The organism is Sphingomonas sp. Sph1(2015) (genome assembly GCF_001970915.1).
Lineage (GTDB): Bacteria > Pseudomonadota > Alphaproteobacteria > Sphingomonadales > Sphingomonadaceae > Sphingomonas > Sphingomonas parapaucimobilis.
In genome coordinates, this window is record NZ_MQUI01000139.1 from 1 (window position 1) to 400 (window position 400).

Annotated in this window: 1 rRNA gene; it reads left to right on the forward strand. The window is 51.2% G+C overall.

Annotated features, from left to right (window positions below):
• A 16S ribosomal RNA gene (locus BSZ14_RS18910) occupies positions 1-400 on the forward strand; the annotation flags it as partial.

Below are 400 nucleotides of genomic sequence, written 5' to 3' on the forward strand. Positions count from 1 at the left end.
GGAATCTTGCGCAATGGGCGAAAGCCTGACGCAGCAATGCCGCGTGTATGATGAAGGTCTTAGGATTGTAAAATACTTTCACCGGTGAAGATAATGACTGTAGCCGGAGAAGAAGCCCCGGCTAACTTCGTGCCAGCAGCCGCGGTAATACGAAGGGGGCTAGCGTTGCTCGGAATTACTGGGCGTAAAGGGAGCGTAGGCGGACATTTAAGTCAGAGGTGAAATCCCGGAGCTTAACTTCGGAACTGCCTTTGATACTGGGTGTCTTGAGTGTGAGAGAGGTATGTGGAACTCCGAGTGTAGAGGTGAAATTCGTAGATATTCGGAAGAACACCAGTGGCGAAGGCGACATACTGGCTAATTACTGACGCTGAGGCTCGAAAGCGTGGGGAACAAACAG